Source organism: Nonomuraea coxensis DSM 45129 (assembly GCF_019397265.1).
Lineage (GTDB): Bacteria > Actinomycetota > Actinomycetes > Streptosporangiales > Streptosporangiaceae > Nonomuraea > Nonomuraea coxensis.
The window spans coordinates 2679472-2699750 of the sequence record NZ_CP068985.1; the positions used below are offsets into that span (position 1 = coordinate 2679472).

A 20279-nucleotide genomic window follows, 5' to 3' on the forward strand; every position below is an offset into this window, starting at 1 on the left:
TTTCCGGCTGACTGAAACTCTCCCCAGGACCCGCCTCCTTATGAGGCCCACCCCCCAGGAGACCTTCATGACGATGTTCTCAGGCGTGCGCCGACGATGGCCGGCCGCGGTCGTCGCCGTGCTCGCGATGACCGCGACGGCCCTACCGCCGAGCCCCGCCGCGGCCGACGACGAGACGGCCCGGCAGCCGCCCGCGCCGATCACCCTCGACGGCGTACGGCCGGGCACGCACGAGATCACCCTCATCACCGGCGACAAGGTGACGCTGACCGACATGGGCGGCGGCCACTACGGCTTCCGCGTCCGGGCGGCGGCCGGGCCCGGCAGGCCGGAGCCCGTCTTCCACGGCCGGTCGGGGCCCGACGGCTTCTACGTCTTCCCCGCCGACGTGCTGCCCGCGATCGAGGCGGGCCTCGTGGACCGCGAGCTGTTCGACGTGAAGTACCTGGCCGAGCACGGCTACGCCGACGACCGGTCCACGGGGACCCCGGTCATCGTCCAGTACGGCAAGAGCGCGAAGGGGCTCAGGTCCGCGGCCGAGGCGCTGCCCGCCAGCACCCCCACCGCGACGCTCGACAGCATCGGCGGCGTCGCCCTGGCCGTGCCGCACGACTCGGCCGCGACGTTCTGGTCCGCCGTGCGCGGCCGGACGGCGGACCGCAACGCGGCCGGCCGTGCGGCGGGCGCGCTCGGCGCCGGGCTCGCCAAGGTGTGGCTGGACAGGAAGGTGGCGGCCGGCCTCGACCGCAGCGTGCCGCTGATCGGCGCGCCGCAGGCGTGGGCCGCCGGGCTCGACGGCACCGGCGTCAAGGTCGCCGTCCTGGACAGCGGGATCGACGACACCCACCCCGACCTCGCCGGCCGGATCGCCGACTCCCGGTCGTTCGTGGACGGGGCCGAGACGGCCAAGGACGGCCACGGGCACGGCACGCACGTCGCCTCCATCATCACCGGCAGCGGCGCGGCGTCCGGCGGCACGTACAAGGGCGTCGCGCCCGGGGTGCGGCTCGTCGTCGGCAAGGTGCTCGACGACGCGGGCAACGGCAGCTGGAGCGACGTCATCGAGGGCATGCAGTGGGCGGCCGGCAGCGGCGCCAGGATCGTCAGCATGAGCCTGGGCGGCGAGGCCACCGACGGCACCGACCCGGTGAGCCAGGCGCTCGACAGCCTCACGGCCGAGACCGGCGCGCTGTTCGTCGTGGCCGCGGGCAACGCGGGCGCGGCCGAGTCCGTCGGCACGCCGGGCGCGGCCCTGTCCGCGCTCACCGTCGCGGCCACCGACCTCGACGACAAGCTGGCCCCGTTCTCCAGCCGCGGCCCCCGGCTCGACGGCGCGCTCAAGCCCGACATCGCTGCGCCCGGCGTGAACATCGTCGCCGCCCGCGCCGCCGGCACGAGCATGGGCGACCCGGCCGGCGACTCCTACACGGCCGCCTCCGGCACCTCGATGGCCACGCCGCACGTCTCCGGAGCCGCGGCGATCCTCGCCCAGCGGCACCCCGGCTGGCGGGCGGCCGAGCTGAAGGCCGCGCTGATGAGCACCGTCAAGGAGATCGGCGGCACCGTCCACGAGCGCGGCGCCGGCCGGCTCGACCTGGCGAACGCGATCACCCAGCGGGTGTACGCCACCACCGCGAACCTCGACTACGGCGCGGTCGCCGAGGGCAGCGCGCCGGTCGGCAAGCAGGTCGTGTACGCCAACACCTCCGACCGTCCGGTGACCCTCACCCTGACCCCGAAGCTGGCCACCGCCGCGGGCGCCGCCGTCCCGGAGGGCGTCCTGACGGTGGACGGGACGCTGACGGTCCCCGCGGGCGGGACGGCCACGGCCACCGTCACGCTGACCCCGGCCGCCCTGGGCCTCGGCACGTACACGGGCGCGGTGACCGCGACCGACGGGGAGGGCACGCGGCTGACCGTTCCCGTCGGCCTGACCCGCGAGCCGCCGAAGGCCACGCTCACCGTCCGCGTCCTCGACCGGGAGGGCACGGCGGTGAACCCGAACCTGCTCAGCGTCCTCGACGTCACGGGCGGGCGCGGCGACCTCAGCCGCCGCGCCCGGTGGGAGTCGCCCGGCGTCTTCACCGTCCAGGTGCCGCGCGGCTCCTACAGCGTCAGCGGATACGTCCCGTGGATCGATCCGGTGACGTACCTGGCGAACTCCGGCTGGCTGCTGGAGCCGCAGGTCGAGGTCACCGGGGACACCGAGGTCACCCTGGACGGGCGCGAGCTCAAGGAGATCGGCTTCGACACGCCGCGACCGGCCGTCGCCTCGCCGGGCTCCGAGGCGTACACGTCGTTCCAGCGGACGGACGCGGACGGCAACCCGTGGACCTCCTACACGGCGTCGGCCCCGTACGTCCGGCACTGGATCACGCCGACGAGGAAGGTCACCAAGGGCGCGCTCCTCTTCTCCACCTACTGGGGGCTGGCCGCCCCCGAGGTCACCATGGAGGTACGCGGACGCGACCCGCTCAAGCTGCACCCGGAGGTCTTCCCGCACGACGGCGGCACGCTCAGGAACATCCCGCTGGACTACGTGCCGTTCACCGGCGACCTGACGGCGAACCTGGTCGACGCCGGGGTCGGCAGGAAGGAGGACCTGGCGGGCCTCGACCTGCGCGGCAAGCTGGCGCTGCTCGACGACGACGGCAACTGCGCCGCGGGGTTCGACCGCGTACGCAACCTCCGCGAGGCGGGGGCGGCCGGCTTCCTGATGTGGCCGTCGGCGCCGCTCTACGCGTGCGGGTTCGGGCCGCACATCCCCCAGATGGTGGCGCCCGAGTCGTGGGACACCCGCGCCTCGATCGGCATCCCCTACGTGACGGTGTCGCCCGCCGAGGCCCGCGAGCTGAAGAGGCGGCTCGCCGAGGGGCCGGTCTCCATCGCCGTCCACGGCACGCCCCGGTCGTCCTACGGCTACCTGCTCTATCCCGCCGAGAAGGACCGGGTGCCCGCCACGCTCCCGTTCAGGATCACCGAGCGGAAGCTCGCCACCATCGACACCCGCTACCACGCCGCCGCCCCGACGGACTTCTTCGCCACGGTGGCGATCGCGCGGAAGGGGCAGGCGACGAGCTTCCACACCCGGCTGCCGGTGATCGAGGGACCCGGTACGCGCACCGAGTACGCCGGCCCCGTCGATCCCGAGGCGATCGTCTACCGGCAGGTGGAGGGCGCGCGGAGCCCGCTCAGCAGCTCCCACGTCTTCGACCGGGCGGGCCGTCACACCCAGCACTGGAACGCCGGGCCGCTCACGCCCGGCTCGGCGACCGTGTCCGACGCGGTCAGGCGGCTGCTCGACCAGCGGTTCACGCCGCTGTACGCGCCCTGCTCGATCTGCCGGCAGGGCGACGTCCTCTGGACCAACCACACCGAGATCGGCGCGCAGGGCCAGTCCGGCGACACCCTGATCGGCGGCACGCGCCTCTACAGGAACGGCACGGAGATCCCGGCCGTCCTCATGGGCGGCCTGCCCGCGTACCCGATGCCGAAGGAGGCCGGCGACTACCGGCTGACCTTCGACAACCCCGGCTCCGGGACGTCGGCGGAGTGGACCTTCCGCTCCGCGACGGTCACCACGGACGCGACGCCGCCCACGCACGTCTGCGTGGGGTTCCTGGCCGGCGTCACCGGTCCGTGCCGGCCTGAGCAGGTCGTGTTCGTGGCGTACGACCTGACCGGCGGCCTCGGGCTCGACAACAGCGTGCCGGCGGGCCGGCGGCACACCTTCGGCGTCCGCGTCTACCACTCGCCGGCGACCGGCGGGACGCCCGCGGTCGCCGGCCTGAAGATGTGGGTCAGCACCGACGGCGGCGAGCGCTGGACCGCGGCCGACGTCCGCCGCGGCCGTGACGGCACCTACACGGCCTCGGTCAGCTACCCCCGTCACGCCAAGGGCGCGGTCGGCCTGCGGGCCGAGGCATGGGACGCCGCGGGCAACCGCGTCACCCAGACCACCCTGGGCGCGTTCACGCTGAGGTAACCGTCCCGCGGCTCCCCGCTCCCGCCTGCCCGGGAGCGGGGATTCGCCGCAGGGCGCCCCACGTGACGGGCAGCCGGTCGACGCCGTACACCGCCGAGCGGTCGCGGGTGGGGACCTCGGCCGCCGGCACCGCGAGGCGCAGGCCGGGGAAACGCTCGAAGAGCGCGGTGAGCGCCACCCGGAGCTCGGCCCGCGCGAGATGCTGGCCGAGACACTGGTGGACGCCGTGCCCGAACGCCAGGTGCCCGGTCGCGGAGCGGGTCAGGTCCAGCGCGTCCGGCGCGGGGAAGCGCCCGGGATCCCGGTTGGCCACCGGCAGCGCCAGCACCACGGTCTCCCCGGCCGCGATGACCTGGCCGCCGATCTCGACGTCCACCAGCGCGGTACGCCGGACGTCGAACTGCAGGACCGACAGGTACCGCAGCAGCTCCTCGACCGCCCGCTCCGGGTCCGCCGCCAGCAGGGCCCGCTGGGCCGGGTCGGTCAGCAGCGCGAACGCCCCGAGCGCGAGCATGCTCGACGTCGGCAGGTGGCCCGTCGCGAGGAGTACCATCCCGAGGTTGGTGAGCTCGTCGTCGCTCAGGTCGCCGGTGGCGGCGGCGTGCGCCAGCAGCCCTCCGCCCGCCGGATCGGCCGGGGGACGGCGGGCGAGGACGTCGCGCACCGTCCCCGTGATCGTCGCGACGGCCTCGCCGACCCGTTCCGGGCGCGAGTCGAGGTCGTTCATCACCGCGGTGGCGGCCTGCACGCGCTGCCGGTCCTCGGCGGGCACGCCCAGCAGCTCGCAGATCACGAGCGCCGGGATCGGCATGGCGAACGCGGTGAGGAGGTCGGCGGAATCACCCCCGCCCGCCATGGCGTCGAGCGCCTCGGCGGTGTGACGCCGGATCGCGGGCATCAGGCCGGCCACCCGCCGGGGCCCGAAGTGGTGGGCGAGCAGGCGGCGGAAGCGCGTGTGCTCGGGCGGGTCCATGTGCGGGAAGATGCCCGGCTCCGCGGGTGTGGGCCGCTCGGTCGCGCGCTCGCCGCCGACCGGCTGGTGCAGCAGCTCGCGCCGGGTGCTGAAGCGGGGGTCGGCCAGGATGGCGCGGGTGACCGCGTACCCGGTGGAGACCCAGCCGAGGTGGCCGTCGGGGTAGGCCAGTCTGCTGAGCGGCGGGCGGAGCCGCAGCGCGACGGGCGGGTCGAAGGGGGTGGGCCGGTCGGTTTCCAAGGACTGGGCGGTCTGGCCGTCGCTCATGGGTTGGCCTCCCCTGCGAGCTGGTGATCAAGGCCGAAGGGGATTATGCATGACAAACACGGAAAATACCACCACTAGGAATTCTTTGATCATCGACTTAACATCGGCATCGGCTGCCAGAAGAAGCCCCTGTCAACCCAGGTGCAACAGGACCGAACCCACGATTCCCCAGCAGGTTCCCGCCCTCAGCAGAGGTGTGTATGGCACAGGTCGCGATAGTCGGTGGTGGACCGATCGGGCTCTTCCTCGCCTGCGAGGTGGCGCTGCACGGTGTGCCGGTGGTGGTGCTCGAACGACTGCCGGAGCTGGAGGAACATCCCAAGGCCGAAGGCATCACCGGACGGGCCATCGACATCCTGGACCGCCGCGGACTCATGCTCGGGATCGACGGCGCCCCCGCGCAGCCGACCCCCGAGGAGCGCGAACGCATCGCCCTGGGCGAGCGGCGGCCCGACAGCCTGCAGCCCAAGGCGTTCCCCGGCGCGCGGCACTTCGCCACCATGTTCGTGCTCCGCCCGGAGTCCCCCGACCTGCTGGTGCCCCAGCAGGTACTGGAGCGGGAGCTGGCCCGGCGCGCCGCCGAGCTCGGCGTCGAGGTACGCCGCGGCCACACGCTCACCGGCTTCACCGACGACGGCGACGGCGTGCGGCTCGACGTCGAGGGCCCGGACGGGCCGTACCCGCTGCGCGCGGACTGGCTGGTCGGCTGCGACGGCGGCCGGAGCACGGTCAGGAAGCTGGCCGGCATCCCCTTCCCCGGCACCGACGGCGTCACGACCGGCTACCGCGCCTTCGCCGACATCGACGACCCCGGCTTCCACCTGCCCGGCTGGTTCCGCAAGGACAACGGGCTCCTGGTGTACGAGGAGGGGCCGCCCCGGTTCATCACCCTCGAATTCGCCGGCCGCCCGGCGGACCGGGACGCGCCCATCACACGGGAGGAGTTCCAGGAGTCGCTGCGCCGGCTCAGCGGCACCGAGGTGACGGTCACCGAGGTGCACAAGATCAACCGGTTCACGGACAACGAGCGGCAGGCCGCGGCCTACCGCCAGGGGCGGGTGCTGCTGGCCGGCGACGCCGCCCACGTCCAGTCGCAGTGGAGCGGGCCCGGCCTGCGGCTCGGCCTGGGCGACGCGATCAACCTCGGCTGGAAGCTCGCCGCCGTCGCCCGCGGCCGGTGCCCCGAGGACCTGCTCGACACCTACACCGCCGAACGCCATCCGGTCGGCGCCCAGACCCTTGAGGTCCAGCGCGCCTCCATCGCGCTGATGCGCCCAGGCCCGCACGTGGACGCGCTGCGCCGGCTGCTCACGCGGCTGCTGCTCGACGAGCACACGAACCGGCACCTGACCGCCCTCGTCGACGACCTGCACATCACGTACGACATGGGCGACCCGTCGCTGACCGGCCCGCTGGTCGGAAGCTTCTGCCCCGACCTGCGGCTGAAGAGCGCCGACGGCCCGGCCAGGCTCGCCGAGCTGCAACGGGGCGGCCGGCCGCTGCTGCTCGACCTCGGCGCGGACCCCGCCCTGCGCGCGCTCGCCGAGCCCTGGACGGACCGGGTGGACGTGGTCACCGCCCAGTGCGCCGACGCCCCGGCGGACGCCCTGCTGATCCGCCCGGACGGCTTCGTCGCGTGGAGCACGCCCGCCGGAGCGGCGTCGCTGACCGCCGCGCTCGAACGGTGGTTCGGCCCGCCGGCCTGACCCCCTCGTACGGACCATCCGACCATGACTCAGCCCCTTTCGGAGGCCGGGATGAGCGACACCACCCTGACCACCCTGCCCGCCTCGGCCCCGATCGAGGAGGCGATCGAAGCGGTCGAAGCCGCCGGAGCAGTGATCATCGAGGACTTCATCGGCCCCGCGACGCTCACCGGCCTGTGGGAGGACCTGCGCGCCGACCTGGAACGCACGGCGGACGGCGACGGGCGGCTGGTCGGCGAGAAGACCCGGATCCTGCCGGGCCTGGTCCGCCGCAGCACGCACTCGGTCACGGTCCTGCGCCAGCCGCACTTCCTCGGCGCCGCGCGGCACTTCCTGCAACGGCCGGTCCGCGCCTGGCTCGGCGAGCAGCGCATCGCGTTCGTCCCGACGATCCAGCTCGGCATCTCGCGGGCGATCCAGATCCAGCCCGGCGTCCCCGTCCAAGGGCTGCACCGGGACGACACCGCGCACCTCCGGACCCATCCGGGCCCCGAGAGCCGGGTCCAGGTGATGATCGCGGCGAGCGAGTTCACCGCGCGCAACGGCGCCACCCGGGTGATCCCCGGCAGCCACCGATGGGACGACGAGCGCGGGCCGCGCGAGGACGAGGCGGTGCCCGCCGAGATGCGCGCCGGGTCCGCGCTGCTGTGGCTCGGCAGCACCTACCACGGGGCCGGCGCGAACCACTCGGACGGGCCGCGTACCGGCCTGTCGTACGCCCTGGACCTCGGCAACCTCCGCCAGGAGGAGAACCAGTACCTGTCCATACCGCTGGACGTGGTCCGCGGCTACCCCGAGGACGTCCAGCGGCTCCTCGGCTACGAGCCCTGCCCGCCGATGTGCGGCCTGTACGAGCTGGACGACCCGATGCTGCTGCTCCGAGGAAAGGCTTGATGCGTACTTCAGGCACGTACCTGCGCAGTATCGGCGTCCACCTGCCCCCCGTGGTCGGCATCGAGACGGCCGTCGCCGAGGGCCGCTACCCGGCCGCCGAGGTGGAGCACTTCCAGCTCAGAGGCGCGGCGGTCGCGGGCGACGTGCCGGCGCCCGAGCTCGGCCTGCGCGCCGCCCGGCAGGCGTTCGAACGCTCCGGCGGGCTGTCGCCGCACGACCTCGACCTCCTGCTGTACTGCGACGTCTGGCACCAGGGCCCCGAGGGCTGGGCCCCGCAGTACTACCTCCAGCAGCATCTGACCGGCGGCCACGTCCCGGCCGCCGAGCTGCGGCAGGGCTGCTGCGGCCTGTTCAACGCCCTGCAGCTCGCCGCCGGATACCTGCGTCCCGGCGGCAGCGCGCTGCTCGTCGGCGCCGACAACCACGGCACGCCGCTGGTCGACCGGTGGCGGATGATCGAGGGCACCGTGATGGGCGACGCCGGCTGCGCGCTGCTCCTCACCACCGACACCGGGTTCGCCGAGCTGCTGGCGGTCAACGTGCGCGTGGTGCCGGAGGCCGAGGCCGTCAACGACGGCGGCGTGCCGATGTTCCCGCCGGACGCGACCGTCGGCCGGCCGCTGGACTTCGCCGCGCGCAACCGGGAGTTCCGCGGGCGCCTGCTGCACGGCGACGGCGCGCAGGTGATGCTGGCGATCCAGACGACGATGATGGAGCTGGCCGACCGCACGCTCAAGGAGGCCGGGCTCACCCTCGACGACGTGGCGCGGGTCGCCTTCCCGCACGTGCGCCGCGACGACGTGGAGCACCGCGGCGTCAACTGGTTCGGGCTGACCCTGGCCGACACCACCTGGGACTACGGCGCCGGCGTCGGCCACCTGGGGGTCAGCGACCAGTTCGTCGCCCTCGACCACCTGCTCGCCACCGGCGCGCTGGCCCCCCGCGACCACATGCTGCTCCTCGGGTTCGGCGCCGGCACCACCCTGGCCTGCGCCGTGCTGCGGATCCTCGACATCCCTCCCGAGTACGCCTCCTGAGGAGGGCCGGACCGACCTGTTCGAACGAGCCAGGAGGCGCCATGGAGACGGCGGACATGTACATCAGCGGCGTCGGGTCGTACCTGCCCGGCACCGTGGACGTGGATCACGCGGTGGCGGCCGGCTGGTACCCGGCCGAGGAGGCCGAGCTGCACGGGATCGCCTCGGTCGCGGTGGCCGGCGACGTCCCCGCGCCGGAGATGGCGCTGCGCGCCGCCCGCACGGCGGTGGCGCGCAGCGGCCGCTCACCCACCGACCTGGACCTGCTCCTCTACACCTCCACCTGGCACCAGGGCCCGGAGGGCTGGCCGCCGCAGGCGTACGTGCAGCGCCACCTCGTCGGCGACGGCGTCCTGTCCACCCAGCTCAAGCAGGGCTGCAACGGCATGTTCGCGGCCCTGGAGCTGGCCGCGAGCTACCTGCGGGCCGAGCCGGGACGCCAGGCGGCGCTGCTGGTCGCCGCCGACAACTACGGCACGCCGCTGGCCGACCGCTGGCGGATGCTGCCCGGCGCGATCGCCGGCGACGCGGGCAGCGCCCTCGTGCTCGACACCGAGCCGGGGTTCGCCCGGCTGGCCTCCGTGTGCTCGGTGTCGGTGTCGCAGGCCGAGGAGATGCACCGGTGCGCCGAACCGCTGTTCCCGCCCGGCGTCACCGAGGGCCGCGCGCTGGACTTCGCCGCGCACAACGACACCTTCCGCCGCCGCGCGGTCGCCGGCGGCGAAGGGACCATGGTCCTCGTCACCCTGGACGAGCGCATGGTCGAGGTGATCGACCGCGCCCTGGCGCAGGCGGGCGTCAAGGCGGCCGACGTGACCCGGCTGACCTGCATGAACACCTCGCAGGAGATCGCCGACCAGATCTGCGAGCACCGGCTGGGCATCCCGGCGTCCCGCTCGACCTGGGACTTCGGCCGGACCATCGGCCACTGCGGGGCGAGCGACCAGGTCCTCGCCCTGGAACACCTGGTCCGCGGCGGCGACCTCGGCCCCGGTGACCACCTGCTGATGTTCGCCTACGGCCCCGGCGTGACCATCTCGGCCGCCGTCGTGGAGATTCTGGAGTCGCCCGCGTGGACGCGGGCTCGGGGAGGGGACGCGTGACGGATCGACAGTTCGAGGCGATCGCGGTGGTCGGGATCGGCTGCCGGCTGCCCGGCGGCGCCGACTCGGCGGAGCGGTACTGGGACCTGCTGTGCGAAGGACGGGACACGAGCGGGCCCGCCCCCGCCGACCGCTGGCGCTCCTACGCCGACCGCGGCCCGTCCTACGCGGCGGCGGCCCGCCGCGCGGTGCCGTACGGACACTTCCTCGACGGGGTGGCGGACTTCGACGCGGAGTTCTTCGGGCTCTCGCCGCGCGAGGCGGAGCTGATGGACCCGCAGCAGCGCCTGGTCATGGAGACCGCGTGGGAGGCCCTGGAGCACGCCGGCATCCCCGCCGGCGCGCTGGCCGGCACGGACGCGGGCGTGTACGTCGGCGTCTGCACCGGCGACTACGGTCACCGGCTCCTTGAGGACCTGCCCGACATCGAGGCGTGGACCGGGATCGGCTCCGCCACCTGCGCGGTCGCCAACCGGGTGTCGTACGCGCTGGACCTGCGCGGCCCCAGCATGGCCGTGGACACGGCATGCTCGGCGTCCCTGGTCGCCGTGCACCTGGCCGTGCAGGCGCTGCGGTCCGGGGAGACCGACCTGGCGCTCGCGGGCGGCGTCAACCTCATCCTGTCGCCCGGCGAGACGCTGACCCTGGACGCCGCGGGCACCCTCGCGCCGGACGGGCGGAGCAAGTCGTTCGACGCCGCCGCCGACGGCTACGGGCGGGGCGAGGGCGCCGCGGTCGTGGTGCTCAAGCGGCTGGGCGACGCCGTACGGGACGGGGACGTCGTCCTGGCGACCATCCTCGGCAGCGCCGTCAACCAGGACGGCCACACCGCCGGCATCATGGCGCCGTGCGGCGCGGCGCAGGAGCACGTCATGCGCCGCGCGCTGCGGCAGGCCGGCGTCGATCCCGGCACCGTCGGCTACGTCGAGGCGCACGGCACCGGCACCGCCGTCGGCGACCCCCTGGAGGCCGCCGCGCTGGCCGCCGTCTACGGTGCGGGACGGGAGCCCGAGCGGCCGTGCCTCATCGGCTCGGCCAAGTCCAACATCGGCCACCTGGAGGGCGCCGCCGGCGTCGCCGGGCTGGTCAAGGCCGTGCTCGCGGTGCACCGCGGCGAGATCCCGCCGAGCCGGCTGGACACCCCCACCCCGGCCGTCGACTGGGCCGCCGCCGGGCTGCGCGTCGCGGACCGGCCGGCGCCCTGGCCCGAGGCCGGTCACCCGCGCCGGGCCGCGGTCTCCGCCTTCGGCTACGGCGGCACCGTCGCCCACGTCGTCCTCGAACAGGGCCCGCCCGCCCCCGCCCCCACCGGGGGAGCCCCCGGAAGCCTGTTCCCGGTCTCCGCCGCGTCCCGGCCCGCCCTGCGCCAGGCCGCGGCCGACCTGGCCGCCGCCACCGGCGCGGCTGACGCGGCCGGCCGGGTGTCGATGGCGGAGCTCGGGCACACGCTCGCGCTGCGCAGGACGCACCTGTCGCACCGGGCGGTGGTCGTCGCGGACAACGAGGCCGCGCTCGCCGCCGGGCTGCGCAACCTGGCCGCCGGCACCCCGCACGACGCCGTCGCCACGGGACGGCCCCTCGCCGACCCCGGCCCTGGACCGGTGTTCGTCTTCTCCGGGCACGGCTCGCAGTGGGCCGGGATGGGCAGGGACCTGCTGGCCGCCGAGCCGGCCTTCGCCGCCGTGATCGACGAGCTGGAGCCGGTGTTCGCCGAGGAGATCGGGTTCTCGCCGCGCGAGGCGCTGAGCGAGGGCGAGCTCACCGAGGTCGACCGCGTCCAGACCATGATCTTCGCGATGCAGGTCGGCCTGGTCGAGGTGTGGCGCCAGTACGGCGTCCGCCCGCACGCGGTGATCGGCCACTCCGTCGGCGAGATCGCCGCCGCGGTGACGGCCGGTGCGCTGAGCCGCCTCGACGGCGCCCGGCTGATCTGCCGCCGCTCCCGCCTGCTGCGCCGGGTCGCGGGGCGGGGCGCGATGGCGATGGCGCAGCTTCCGTTCGCCGAGGCGGAGCGGCGGCTCGCGGGCCGGCCCGGCGTGGTCGCCGCGATCGCGTCGTCGCCCGGGTCCACGGTCGTCTCCGGCGACCCCGACGCCGTCGCCGAGGTGCTGACCGGCTGGCTGGAGGAGGGCATCCCGGCCCGCCGGGTCGCCTCCGACGTCGCCTTCCACGGGCCGCAGATGGATCCGCTCATGCCGGACCTGGCCGCCGCCGCGGCCGGCCTGACGCCGCGCGCCCCCGGCCTCGCCGTCTACTCGACGGCGCTGGACGACCCGCGGGGGAGGCCCGGCTTCGACGGCGCGTACTGGGCGGCCAACCTGCGCCGGCCGGTGCGCCTCGCGGGCGCGGTCGCCGCCGCCGCGGCCGACGGCTACCGCGCGTTCGTCGAGATCTCCGCGCACCCGGTCGTCACGCACTCGGTGCTGGAGACGCTGGGCGACGGCGGGTACGAGGACGTCTTCGTGGGCGGGTCGCTGCGCCGCAACCGGCCCGGCCGGACCGCCCTGCTCACCGCCGTGGCCGCCGCGCACTGCGCCGGGCTCGACGTGGACTGGCGGCGGCTGCAGCCCTCGGGCGGGCCCGTCACGCTCCCGGCGTACCCGTGGCAGCGGCGTACGCACTGGCGTCCGCCGTCGCCGCCCGACACCGGCGGCCGGGGCCACGACCCGGACACGCACACGCTGCTCGGCGACCACGTGGACCTCGCGGGGACGGACGTCCGGCTGTGGCGTACCGCCCTCGACGACCACACCCGGCCCTACCCCGGCAGCCACGCGATCGAGGGCGTGGAGATCGTGCCGGCCGCGGTCCTCACGGCGACGTTCCTCGCCGCCGCCGGCGCCGCGGAGCTCGGCGACGTCACGATGTCCGCCCCGCTGCTGACCGCCGACCGCCGCGAGATCCAGGTCGTACGCCAGGGCGCCGAGCTGCGCCTGGCCGCCAGGCTCGCGGGCGAGCGGGACGCCGCCTGGCAGCTCATCGCCACGGCCGCCGTCCCCGCCGGGCCGGCGGCGGCGACCGAACCCCGCCCGCGGCCGCTCGCCCCCGCCGATCCCGGGCTGGTCGGCTCCCGGCTGGCCGCGGTCGGCGTACCGGACACCGGGTTCGACTGGAGCGTCGAGGAGCTGCTGCTCGGGGACGGCGCGGTGCGCGCCCGCGTCCGCTGCGGCCCGATCCCGCCCGGAGCCTCGCCGTGGACGCCCGTCCTGGACGCGGCCATGTCGGTCGCGCCGAGCGTGTTCCCTGGCGACCCGCTGCTGCGCATGGTGACCCGGATCGACCGGCTGGTCACCTCGGGCGAGCCGCAGGGGCCGGTCACCATCGAGGTGCTGCTCGACCACGAGCACGCCGACACGGCACAGGTACGGATCATCGACGAGGCCGGCACGGTCGTCGGCCGGCTGTCGGGCCTGCGCTACCCGGTGATCGACGCGCCGGCCCCCGGCGGGAGCGGCGGGCAGGGCGAGCGGCCCGCAGACTCGTTCGCCCACCTGGAGCCGGAGGAGCTGCGTACCTTCCTCGTGGAGGAGGTCGGCGCGCAGATCGCCAAGGAGATGCGGCTCGCCCCCGGCGACCTCGAACCGCACCGGCCGCTCATCGAGCAGGGGCTGGACTCGGTGATGACCGTGGTCGTCAGGAGGCGGCTGGAGCAGCGGTTCCGGTGCTCGCTGCCGGCGACGCTGCTGTGGGCGCAGCCGACCGTCGCCGCCGTCGCCGCCTACATCGCCGGCGTCCTGTCCGTCGGGGAACCGCCGAACGCCCCTGGGCACGGCGGGGGCGCGCGGTGAGCGCCGACGCGACCGGTCCGGCGGCGGTGCCGGCGTTTCCGATGGCGCGGAGCTGTCCGCTGGCGCCGCCCGACGAGTACGCGCGGATGCGGGCCACCGCACCGGTCGTCCGGGCCGCGCTGCCCAACGGCGCGCCGGTCTGGGCGGTCACCCGCCACGCCGAGGCGCGGCAGCTCCTCAGCGACCCGCGGATCAGCTCGGCCACCGGCCGCCCCGAACGGCCGCGCGGGCCCGACGACGACCGCCCCGACGACGGTTTCTTCGTGGACCTGGACCCGCCGGAGCACACCCGGTTCCGGCGGGTGCTGATCCCGGAGCTCGGCGTCCGCCCGATGAACGCCCTGCGCCCGGCCGTCCAGCGGATCGCCGACGCGGCGATCGACGACCTGCTGGCGGCCGGGCCGCCCGCCGACCTCGTCGCCGGGTACGCGCGCCGGGTGCCCGCGCGGGTCCTCTGCGAGGTGTTCGGCGTCCCGCCCGCCGACCAGGGCTTCCTGGAGTCGCGGCTGCGGATGTTGTCGGTGACGAGCATGGATCCGAGCGTGGCCGCCGAGGCGTCCAGGGACGTCCGCGGCTACCTGCGCGAGCTGATCCGCGACGCGGAGCGCGAGCCGCGTCACGGCGTCATCAGGCGGCTGGCCGCCCGGCACCTGCCCACCGGCGAGCTGACCGCCGACGAGCTGGTCAACATGGGGTTCCTCATGCTGCTCGCCGGCTACGACTCGCCGGCGAACACGATCTCCCTGGGCGTGCTCACGCTGCTGCGGCATCCGGCGCAGCTCGCCGCGCTGCGCGCCGACCCGGGCCTGCTGCCGGGCGCGGTCGAGGAGCTGCTGCGCTTCCACTCGGTGCAGGACTGGGTCAGCTTCGACCGGGTCGCGACCGCCGACCTGGAGGTGGGCGCGGCGCGGATCCGGGCGGGCGACCGGCTGACGGTGCTGGCGGCCTCCGCGAACCGGGACGAGCGGGCCTTCGAGCGCCCCGACACGTTCGACATCCGCCGCTCCGCCCACCACCACCTCGCCTTCGGCCACGGGGTGCACCAGTGCGTCGGCGCCAACCTGGCCCGCGCCGAGCTGCGGGTCGCCGTCGGCACGCTGGTGACCCGGCTGCCGGAGCTGCGGCTGGCGGTCGCGTTCGAGGAGGTGCCCTTCGCCCACGACGCGCCGTTCTTCGGGCCGCACGCGGTGCCGGTCACCTGGTAGCGCCGGAGGGTCAGGCGCCGGAGAGGTAGGCGTCCTCGGCCGCGTACGGGAACCAGACGTCGGGGCCGTGCCGGCGGACCAGGTCGGGGAAGACGTCCTGCCAGCCGCCGCCGGCGGCCTCGGCCGCGCGCACGGCGGGGACGGCCCACTCGACGTCCTGGCGCAGCGCCTCGTCGTAGGAGACGGCGGGGGAGTAGCCGAGCTCGGCGGCGGCCCGCCGGGTGTCGAACACGATCGGCTCCTGGACGTTCCACGGATGGAAGCCCAGGCCGTCGGGGCGCGACGGGCCGGGGAAGGTGACGATCTCCGCCTCGTGGCCCATGACGGCGAAGGTCCTGGCGGCGATCTCGGCGACGGTCAGCGGGTCGTCGGCGATGTTGAGCACCCGGGCCGCGGGCCGCAGGGCGCACAGGTGGATCAGCTCGGCGACGTTCGCGACCGCCGTCGTGGGGAACCGGCTCCGGCCGTCCTGGGCGATCACGACGTGCGGCCGCTTGTCCAGCGCCCGCTTGATGAACCACCAGTGATCCAGCGATGTGCCGTGGGGGCCGTGCAGCACGCCGGTGCGCAGGACGCTGGCCGGCAGGCCGGGCGTCGCCAGCAGGAGGCGCTCCAGCGCCGCCTTGCCCGCCGGGTAGTCGTGGGCCTCACGCTCGACCGTCGGCCACGTCTCCGGGATCGGCACCGGCAGGCCGGGAGCCTGGTAGACCGCCCCCGACGAGATGACGACCAGGGAGCCGACCCGGCCCGCCAGCCGGGCGAGCTGCGTGCCGTGGTAGGGGGTGAACGCGACCGTGTCCACGACCAGGTCGTGGCCGTCGAGGGCGGCGAGCAGCGCCTCGGTGTCGGCCCGGTCGATCTGGACCGACCGCGCTCCCGGCGGCGCGGCGGCGTCGGGGCGGAGCCGGCGCTGCCCGAGGGTGACGGCGTAGCCGGCCGCGGCGAGCCGGGCGGCGGTGGCCCGGCCGATCTGGCCGGTGCCGCCGATGACGAAGGCGCTTCGGTCGTGAACCGTCACCGGTTGATCTTAACCTGACGCGGCCCGGCGGTCCTCGCCCTCCTCCTCGTCGGCGCCCGCCATCGGCACGGAGAGGCGGCGGGCGATCCGCCGCATCTGCTCGGTGTAGTGGGCCACGAACTCGGGGGACTGCGCGTCGGCGCCGCAGATGGCGTTGGCCATGTGGGGCAGCAGGACCGGCGCGACGCCGGCGCCGATCATGGCGAGCAGCACGACGGCCGGGTCGAGGTCGTCGGCCAGCTCGCCGCGCTCCTGCCGCTGCCGCAGCTCGGCGACGTCGCGCGCGGCCTGCTCGCGCCGGCCCTCCCAGTCGGGGTCGTGCTCGGGGCCCTCGTAGTGCAGGCCCTCCCAGGCGAGGATGCGGGTGGCGACCGCGTCGCCGGCTCCTTGCCCGACGTATTCGGCGATGACGTCGGGCAGCGACCGCGTCTCGCTCTGGAAGGCGACCTTCTGCTCCCGCCAGCGCTCGCCGATCGCCCGCAGGAGACCGTCCCGCCCGCCGAAGTAGTAGGAGATGAGCTGTTTGTTGACGCCGGCCCGCGCGGCGATGGCGGCGACCCGCACCTGCGCCGGCCCCATCGCGGAGACCTCGACGATCGCCGCCTCCAGGATGCGGGCCTTGGTGCGCTGCGCGTCCCGCTGCCGCTCCTGCGGCTGAGGCGAACGCCGAGTCCGTCGAGGTGTGTCAGAGGAACCGGGTGCGGTCGACATGGATCCAGCCTAGCGACCGGCCGGAAACACGGGAATTATCTTTTGGTTGACAGATTCATCCCATCGGTGATTCTCTCGGAGGGAGCCACGAATCCCCCCTGGAGCGTTCAGATGCACGAAAACACCGGAGCGGTGAGCCTCCACCCCCAACGGTGGCCCGCCCTCGTCATGATCCTCATCGCGGTCTTCATGGACCTGCTCGACGCGACGGTCGTCCTCATCGCGCTGCCCTCCCTCCAGCACGACCTCGGCGCGAGCGAGACCGTGCTGGAATGGACCGCGGCCGGCTACACCCTCGCCTTCGCCACGCTGCTGATCACCGGCGGCCGGCTCGGCGACCGCTTCGGCCGCAAGCGCGTCCTCCTGACCGGCCTCGTCGTCTTCATCGTCGCGTCGGTCGCGGCGGGCGCCTCGGTGTCCCCGGCCATGCTGGTCGTCTCCCGCCTCGTGCAGGGAGCCGCGGCGGCGCTGATGATCCCGCAGGTCCTGCCCTTCATCCAGACGGAGTTCTCCGACGAGGAACGGCCCAAGGCCATCGGCGTGTTCGGCATGACCTTCGCCGTCGGCGGCGTCAGCGGGCCGCTGCTCGGCGGCCTGCTGCTCAACGCCGACCTCTTCGGCTGGGGCTGGCGGACGATCTTCTTCATCAACGTGCCGTTCGGGCTCGTCTGCCTGGCCGGCGTGGCCGCCCTGGCGCGCGAGTCCCAGACCGAGGCCGCGCGGAAGTTCGACGTCCTCGGCCTGCTCATCGCCACCGTCGCCATCGCCGCGCTGTTCTACCCGCTGATCGAGGGGCAGGCGCTGGGCTGGCCCGTGTGGATCCTCGCCCTGCCGGTCGCCGCGATCCTGGTCTTCGCGGTGTTCCTCTGGAGGGAACGCGCGGCCGTCGGACGCGGCGCGGACCCCCTGATCAACCCCGCGCTGTTCCGCAGCCGCGCGGTCAGCGGCGGACTCGCCGTCGCGGTGTTCTTCTTCTGCGGCCCGGCCTACGGGTTCGTCATGACCATCTTCCTCCAGGACTTCGCCGGCTGGACCCCGCTGCGCACCGCGCTGACCCTGCTCGCCTTCGCCGTCGGCGTCGTCTTCGGCTCCGGCGCCGCCACCCAGCTCGCGCCCAAGCTCGGCCGCCGCGTCGTCATCGTCGGACCCCTGGTCATGGCGGCCGGCATCGGGATGGTGGCCGGCGCGGTCCGGCTCGGCGGCACCGAGGTGGGACAGTGGCAGCTCATCCCGGGGCTCTTCGTCGCGGGACTCGGCATGGCCGCCGTCGCCACGACGCTGATCACCGTCGTGCTGGCGCACGTCCACTGGACCGACGCCGGAGCCGCGTCGGGCGTCATCAACACCACGATCCAGATCGGCACCGCGCTGGGGATCGCCGTCATCGGCACCGTCTTCTTCTCGCTGCTGGACTCCGGCCCGCCCGCCGACGCGGCGATCATCGCCCTGGTCTGCGTGGCCGCGCTGCTGCTCGTGTCGGCGGCGCTCGGATTCCTGCTGCCGCCCCAGCAGCGGAACGCCGTGACGCGGGAGCAGGCCCAGCCCAGCACCTGACCCGCCCCTCACCGGCGAAGGGCCGCGACCTTCTCGCGGCCCTTCGTGCTGCGCGGGGGCGGCCCGGCCTACTCCTTCCACCCGATGACCGCCGTCTCCAGCCCGTCGAACAGCGGCATGGTGGAGGTGCGGGCGAACCCCGCGTCACGCGCGTACGCCCGGCACTCCCCGACCGTGTACTCCGAGCCCCCCGGCGTGACCAGCAGCAGGTTGAGGCAGCCGAGCAGGCTGACGGCCTTCTCCCGGCGCTCGTCGTCGATCATGCGGTCGTAGATGACGACGCATCCTCCCGGCCGTACGAAGGGGTAGGCGTGCGCGATGAGGCGCCTGCGCTGCTCGTCGTCCCAGTCGTGCAGGATGTGACCGAAGATCAGCACATCGGCCTCCGGCAGCGGGTCGGCGAAGAAGTCGCCGCTCACGAAGGCGATCCGGTCGCCGGTGCCCAGCTTGGCCATGTGCTCGGCGAACAGCCGGTCGAGCTCCGGCAGGTCGAAGACCGTGCCGCGGAGATGCGGATGCGCCCGGGCGAGGTGCCCGACGAGGTTGCCGCGGGCGCCGCCGACGTCCACCACCGTGCCGTAGCCGCTCCAGTCCAGGCCGGCGGCCAGCTCGCCCGCGATGTGGTTCGTCATGGCGTCCATGGCCGCGATGAAGCGCTGCCGCTCCTCCTCGTCCTCGTAGAGCCGCTGGAAGTAGTCCGCGCTGTCCCAGCCGATGAACGGCTTCCCGGTGCGCAGGCTCTCGGTGAGGCCGCCCCACGCCCGGAACAGGTGCCTGCTCGCCTGCCGCATCCACCCGCCGAGATAGGTGTCCTTGCCCTCGTCCAGGTAGGCGGCGGCGGCCGGGGTGTTGCGGTAGACGTCGTCCGTGCGGTCCAGGACGTCCAGCGCGACCAGGGCGTCGAGGAAGTCCCGCGCGGCGCGCGGATGCAGGTCCAGCCGCTCGCTGAGCTCCCGCTCGCTCGCCGGTCCGCGGGCCAGCTCGGTGAACAGCCCGATCTCGACCGCGGTGAGCAGGGCCTTCGCCGACCAGAACGAGACGCCCAGCTCGATCAGGGGCCGGGGGCTCATCCGGGTCCCGGCGCCGGCCATGTCCTTCGTCGTCGTCATCGTGTACGCGTCCTTCCTGCCGATCCGGTGCGCGGGGCGGTTCCTCCGTGACCAGCCGCCAGCCTGAGCGCTCGATCTCGAACCCGGCTCGACGACACCTCAACCGCCTCCCCGCCGCCCCGCGTGAGCCGGGCACCAGCGTGGGTCGAGCCCGCTCTGCGAGGCTCGCGGCGGTCTCGACACGACGACGGCGGGAGAGGCACCGTGGGAGACAAGCGCACCGCACTGATCACCGGGGCCAACCGGGGCATCGGCCGCGCGGTCGCGGAGGAACTGCACCGCCGCGGCCTGCGGGTGATCGTCACCGCGCGGTCCGCGCGGGACGCGGCCACCGCCGCCCGCGAGATCGTCGAGGTGACGGGCGGAGGGGCCGGCGGGGGGATCGGCGGCGAGGTCGTCGGGGAGGCGCTCGACGTGACCGACGCCGCCGGGGTACGGGACGCCGCCCGGCGGATCGGGGCCGTGGACGTGCTGGTCTCCAACGCGGGCGTGCTGCTCGACGCGGGCACCGATCCGCTGACCGTGCCGCTGGACGTGGTCGAGCGCACGCTGGCGGTCAACCTGCTGGGGGCGTGGCGGGTGGCGCAGGCGTTCGTGCCCGGGATGGTGAGCCGCGGCTGGGGCAGGGTCGTGTTCGTCTCCAGCGGCATCGGCACCTTCAGCATCGGCCTGGCCGCCGGCACGCCCGCCTACTCGGTGTCCAAGGTGGCGCTCAACGGGCTGACCACCATGCTCGCCGCGCGCACCGCCGCCGGCGGGGTGCTGGTGAACGCCGTCAACCCCGGCCAGACCCGCACCAGGATGATGCCGACGGCGCCGCGCACCGCGGCCGAGGCCGCGCTCGACGTCGCCCACGCCGCGACGCTCCCGGACGACGGGCCGACGGGGACGCTGCTGCGCGGCACGCGGCCCGTGCCGTGGTGACGCCC

The 20279-nt window shown here is 74.7% G+C and carries 13 protein-coding genes; 9 read left to right on the forward strand and 4 right to left on the reverse strand.

Annotation, left to right across the window (positions count from 1 at the left end):
- The first annotated feature begins 67 nt into the window (after nt 1–67).
- Nucleotides 68–3985, forward strand: coding sequence for a S8 family serine peptidase (locus Nocox_RS12660; RefSeq protein WP_246649778.1), 3918 nt, complete (start codon nt 68–70; stop codon nt 3983–3985).
- Here Nocox_RS12660 and Nocox_RS12665 read toward each other — a convergent pair.
- Nucleotides 3972–5225, reverse strand: coding sequence for a cytochrome P450 (locus tag Nocox_RS12665; protein ID WP_020546095.1), 1254 nt, complete (start codon nt 5223–5225; stop codon nt 3972–3974). The genes Nocox_RS12660 and Nocox_RS12665 overlap by 14 nt on opposite strands.
- A gap of 200 nt (nt 5226–5425) precedes the next feature.
- Here Nocox_RS12665 and Nocox_RS12670 point away from each other — a divergent pair, with 200 nt between their 5' ends.
- From Nocox_RS12670 to Nocox_RS12695, 6 genes are read left to right on the forward strand one after another with little or no spacing between them, the layout of a single operon-like run.
- On the forward strand, nt 5426–6931 hold the full coding sequence (locus Nocox_RS12670; protein ID WP_026214935.1) for an FAD-dependent monooxygenase: 1506 nt from the start codon (nt 5426–5428) through the stop codon (nt 6929–6931).
- Nucleotides 6932–6955: 24 nt separating this feature from the next.
- Nucleotides 6956–7825 carry a phytanoyl-CoA dioxygenase family protein gene (locus Nocox_RS12675; RefSeq protein WP_211212784.1) on the forward strand — a complete coding sequence of 290 codons (870 nt, stop codon included), beginning with the start codon at nt 6956–6958 and terminating at the stop codon, nt 7823–7825.
- Nucleotides 7825–8862, forward strand: coding sequence for a ketoacyl-ACP synthase III family protein (locus Nocox_RS12680; protein WP_020546098.1), 1038 nt, complete (start codon nt 7825–7827; stop codon nt 8860–8862). The genes Nocox_RS12675 and Nocox_RS12680 overlap by 1 nt, the downstream gene beginning before the upstream one ends.
- 41 nt (nt 8863–8903) lie before the next feature.
- Nucleotides 8904–9965, forward strand: a complete 1062-nt coding sequence (locus tag Nocox_RS12685; protein WP_020546099.1) for a ketoacyl-ACP synthase III family protein — start codon at nt 8904–8906, stop codon at nt 9963–9965.
- Nucleotides 9962–13753 carry a type I polyketide synthase gene (locus Nocox_RS12690; protein WP_026214936.1) on the forward strand — a complete coding sequence of 1264 codons (3792 nt, stop codon included), beginning with the start codon at nt 9962–9964 and terminating at the stop codon, nt 13751–13753. Before Nocox_RS12685 ends, Nocox_RS12690 begins: the two co-directional genes overlap by 4 nt.
- On the forward strand, nt 13750–14958 hold the full coding sequence (locus Nocox_RS12695) for a cytochrome P450 (protein WP_020546101.1): 1209 nt from the start codon (nt 13750–13752) through the stop codon (nt 14956–14958). The genes Nocox_RS12690 and Nocox_RS12695 overlap by 4 nt, the downstream gene beginning before the upstream one ends.
- A gap of 10 nt (nt 14959–14968) precedes the next feature.
- On the opposite strand, the gene Nocox_RS12700 is transcribed toward Nocox_RS12695, so the two are convergent.
- Nucleotides 14969–15976 (reverse strand): NAD-dependent epimerase/dehydratase family protein, encoded by a 1008-nt coding sequence (locus Nocox_RS12700; RefSeq protein ID WP_020546102.1) that lies wholly within the window; start codon nt 15974–15976, stop codon nt 14969–14971.
- A 9-nt stretch (nt 15977–15985) separates the two neighbouring features.
- Complete coding sequence (locus Nocox_RS12705; protein WP_026214938.1) at nt 15986–16687, reverse strand: TetR/AcrR family transcriptional regulator; 702 nt, start codon at nt 16685–16687, stop codon at nt 15986–15988.
- A gap of 111 nt (nt 16688–16798) precedes the next feature.
- Here Nocox_RS12705 and Nocox_RS12710 point away from each other — a divergent pair, with 111 nt between their 5' ends.
- Nucleotides 16799–18241 carry an MFS transporter gene (locus Nocox_RS12710; RefSeq protein ID WP_063711692.1) on the forward strand — a complete coding sequence of 481 codons (1443 nt, stop codon included), beginning with the start codon at nt 16799–16801 and terminating at the stop codon, nt 18239–18241.
- 68 nt (nt 18242–18309) lie between these two features.
- Here Nocox_RS12710 and Nocox_RS12715 read toward each other — a convergent pair whose 3' ends face one another.
- Nucleotides 18310–19350, reverse strand: coding sequence for a methyltransferase (locus Nocox_RS12715; protein ID WP_020546105.1), 1041 nt, complete (start codon nt 19348–19350; stop codon nt 18310–18312).
- 204 nt (nt 19351–19554) lie between these two features.
- Between Nocox_RS12715 and Nocox_RS12720 the strand changes: the two genes are divergently transcribed.
- Nucleotides 19555–20274: an SDR family NAD(P)-dependent oxidoreductase gene (locus Nocox_RS12720; protein ID WP_020546106.1), complete on the forward strand. Its 720-nt coding sequence runs from the start codon at nt 19555–19557 to the stop codon at nt 20272–20274.
- Nucleotides 20275–20279: the final 5 nt, after the last annotated feature.

What these genes read in the sequence shown, in the direction of transcription:
- Nocox_RS12660 (WP_246649778.1), top strand. Translation starts at nt 68, where the DNA reads ATGACGATGTTCTCAGGCGTGCGCCGACGATGGCCGGCCGCGGTCGTC.
- Nocox_RS12665 (WP_020546095.1), bottom strand. Translation starts at nt 5,225, where the DNA reads ATGAGCGACGGCCAGACCGCCCAGTCCTTGGAAACCGACCGGCCCACC.
- Nocox_RS12670 (WP_026214935.1), top strand. Translation starts at nt 5,426, where the DNA reads ATGGCACAGGTCGCGATAGTCGGTGGTGGACCGATCGGGCTCTTCCTC.
- Nocox_RS12675 (WP_211212784.1), top strand. Translation starts at nt 6,956, where the DNA reads ATGACTCAGCCCCTTTCGGAGGCCGGGATGAGCGACACCACCCTGACC.
- Nocox_RS12680 (WP_020546098.1), top strand. Translation starts at nt 7,825, where the DNA reads ATGCGTACTTCAGGCACGTACCTGCGCAGTATCGGCGTCCACCTGCCC.
- Nocox_RS12685 (WP_020546099.1), top strand. Translation starts at nt 8,904, where the DNA reads ATGGAGACGGCGGACATGTACATCAGCGGCGTCGGGTCGTACCTGCCC.
- Nocox_RS12705 (WP_026214938.1), bottom strand. Translation starts at nt 16,687, where the DNA reads ATGTCGACCGCACCCGGTTCCTCTGACACACCTCGACGGACTCGGCGT.
- Nocox_RS12710 (WP_063711692.1), top strand. Translation starts at nt 16,799, where the DNA reads ATGCACGAAAACACCGGAGCGGTGAGCCTCCACCCCCAACGGTGGCCC.
- Nocox_RS12715 (WP_020546105.1), bottom strand. Translation starts at nt 19,350, where the DNA reads ATGACGACGACGAAGGACATGGCCGGCGCCGGGACCCGGATGAGCCCC.